Annotated in this window: 1 protein-coding gene; it reads right to left on the reverse strand. The window is 56.6% G+C overall.

Annotation, left to right across the window (positions count from 1 at the left end):
- Window positions 1-403: 403 nt before the first annotated feature.
- Window positions 404-2470: a prolyl oligopeptidase family serine peptidase gene (locus E1H13_RS26335; RefSeq protein ID WP_169617925.1), complete on the reverse strand. Its 2067-nt coding sequence runs from the start codon at window positions 2468-2470 to the stop codon at window positions 404-406.
- Window positions 2471-2729: the final 259 nt, after the last annotated feature.

Below are 2729 nucleotides of genomic sequence, written 5' to 3' on the forward strand. Positions count from 1 at the left end.
ACGACCCGTCTAAGTTGCTGCCACCTAAATCAGCGGCAGCGACCCCTTGACACCCCAAGGCCAACACAGTATCTACGGCTTCAATCCAAAATCCAAAATCCAAAATCCAAAATTCAAAATTCTCGCAAACCCACCCCTGCCTACTTCGACAAGTTGCCCCTCCGGGGCCGCTACGCGCTAGCGAAGCCATGCCACAGGCAGGCCTCCCAAGAGGGGAACCGGACATCCCTACCCTGCGGGAAGCCGCTTACGTGCGCTGCACACGCTTCGCGTTCCATGTCGCTTGCGAAACGCGTCTACCACCCTTCGACAAGCTCAGGGCAGCGCCCATCCACCCCATCACCCCATCACCCCATCACCCCATCACCCCATCACCCCATCACCCCATCACCCCATCACCCCATCACCCCACCTCCATGCCCAGGTTCGCGGCCAAAAAAGCCCACTTATCCGAGATTTCCTCAATCACCTTGGCGGTGGGCTTGCCAGCCCCGTGACCTGCTTTGGTTTCAATGCGGATGAGCACGGGGCGATCGCCCCCATGGGCCGTTTGTAAAGCAGCGGCGAACTTAAAGCTGTGGGCGGGCACCACCCGGTCATCGTGGTCGGCGGTGGTAATCAGGGTGGCGGGATAGGCCGTGCCTGGCTTCAGGTTATGCAGCGGCGAATAGGCATAGAGGGTCTTAAATTCCACTTCGTTTTGGGGAGAGCCATAGTCTGACTCCCAGGCCCAGCCGATAGTGAACTGATTAAACCGCAGCATATCCATCACCCCCACCGCTGGCAGGGCGGCGGCAAATAAATCAGGCCGCTGGGTCATGCAAGCCCCCACCAACAGTCCGCCGTTGCTCCCCCCCATGATCGCCAGTTTGTCTGGGCTGGTATACCTCTGGGCGATTAGCCATTCGGCGGCGGCAATAAAGTCGTCGAACACATTTTGCTTATGCAGCTTGGCACCAGCCAGGTGCCAGTCTTCGCCATATTCGCCGCCCCCCCGCAGGTTAGGCACGGCATAGACCCCGCCCATTTCCATCCACACCAGGTTGCTGACGGAGAAAGACGGTGTTAAGGAGATGCTAAAGCCCCCATAGCCATAAAGCAGAGTGGGGTTCTGGCCATTCAAATCTATCCCTGTCTTATGGGTGATGAACATGGGAACGCGGGTACCGTCTGGACTGGTGTAAAACACCTGGGTCGTCGTGTAGTTCCCTGGATCAAAATCCACCTGGGGCTGACGGTAGAGGGTGCTTTGGCCGGTCACCATGTCGTAGTGGTAGATCGTATTGGGCACCGTAAAGCTGGTGAAGCTGTAGAAGGTTTCGGTGTCGTTGCGCTTGCCGTCAAAGCCCCCGGCCGAGCCAATACCCGGTAGCTCCACCTGCCGCACCAGATCCCCCGTCAGGCTATAGATGCGGATGGAGGTGTAGGCATCTTTCAGGTAGTCAGCCACAAACTGGTGGTTCAGCAGGCTAACATCCTCCAGGGTGTCCTCAGCTTCTGGGATAATTTCCTGCCAGTGGGCGCGATCGGGCTGGGCCAAGTCGATGGCAATCAGCCTGCCTTTGGGGGCATTCAGGTCGGTACGTAGCCAGAACATCGACCCATCGTTGTCAATCACGCCATAGCTGGCCTCAAACTCAGAAATGAGCTCCACTACTGGGCTGTCGGTGGTACTCAGGTCTTTGTAGAACACCAGGTTGTTGGGATCGGTACCTTTCCACACCGAAATGATTAAATAGCGACCATCGTCGGTGACGCTACCGCCAAAGCCCCATTCCTTTTGGTCAGGGCGCTCGTACACCAGCACATCCTCAGCTTGGGGGGTGCCCAGCCGGTGGTAGTAGAGCTTTTGGTAATAGTTGACCGCCTCTAGCTTGGTGGTTTCGTCCGGTTCGTCGTAGCGGCTGTAGAAAAAGCCCTGGTGGTCGTGGGTCCACGACGCCCCCGAAAACTTCACCCATTTCAAGTGGTCGTCGGTGTCTTGGCCAGTGGCAATCTCCCGCACATACCACTCCACCCAATCAGAGCCCCCCGTAGACAGGCCATAGGCTAAATAGGCTCCATTTTCACTCACGGCTAGGCCGCTGAGGGAGACGGTGCCATCCTCAGACAGGGTGTTAGGGTCCAGCAATACCTGGGGTTCGGCCTCCAGGGTGGTTAGGGTGTAGAGCACACTCTGGTTTTGCAGACCATCATTTTTGAAGTAAAAGTAGCGCCCCCCTCGCTTAAAGGGGGTACTGTAACGCTCGAAGTTCCACAATTGGGTCAGCCGTTGGTTGATGGCCGCTCGCCCGGGCAGTTGCTTCAGATAGCCGAAGGTTACCTGATTTTGGGCCTCAATCCACTGGCGACTAGCCTCTGACTGGGGATCCTCTAGCCAGCGGTAGGGATCGGCCACGGTGACCCCATGGTAGGTATCAACCTGATCCTGCTGGGGACTGGAGGGATACTGAAACGGGCTATTGGTCATAGCTGCACTGGAGTGACGATAGTAGTCACCCTAACAGGAAGCCCTCCTGAAAAACCAGAGAGGGTATCGGGGGTGTCAGGTGCTAGGTGTCAGGTATCAGGAATGGTTGGCAGACTTAGGCGATTTCCAAGAAAGAAGATCCCCACTTCAACTCCCGGTTCGCTCATTTTTGAGTGAGGTCAGCCAATTAGGTTAGATTTGGGCTATGGAAACTCCTCTAACCGTTATCACAGAACGGGTTGACGATATTCCCCTGCTG

It is taken from the genome of Nodosilinea sp. P-1105 (genome assembly GCF_012911975.1).
Classification (GTDB): Bacteria; Cyanobacteriota; Cyanobacteriia; order Phormidesmidales; family Phormidesmidaceae; genus Nodosilinea.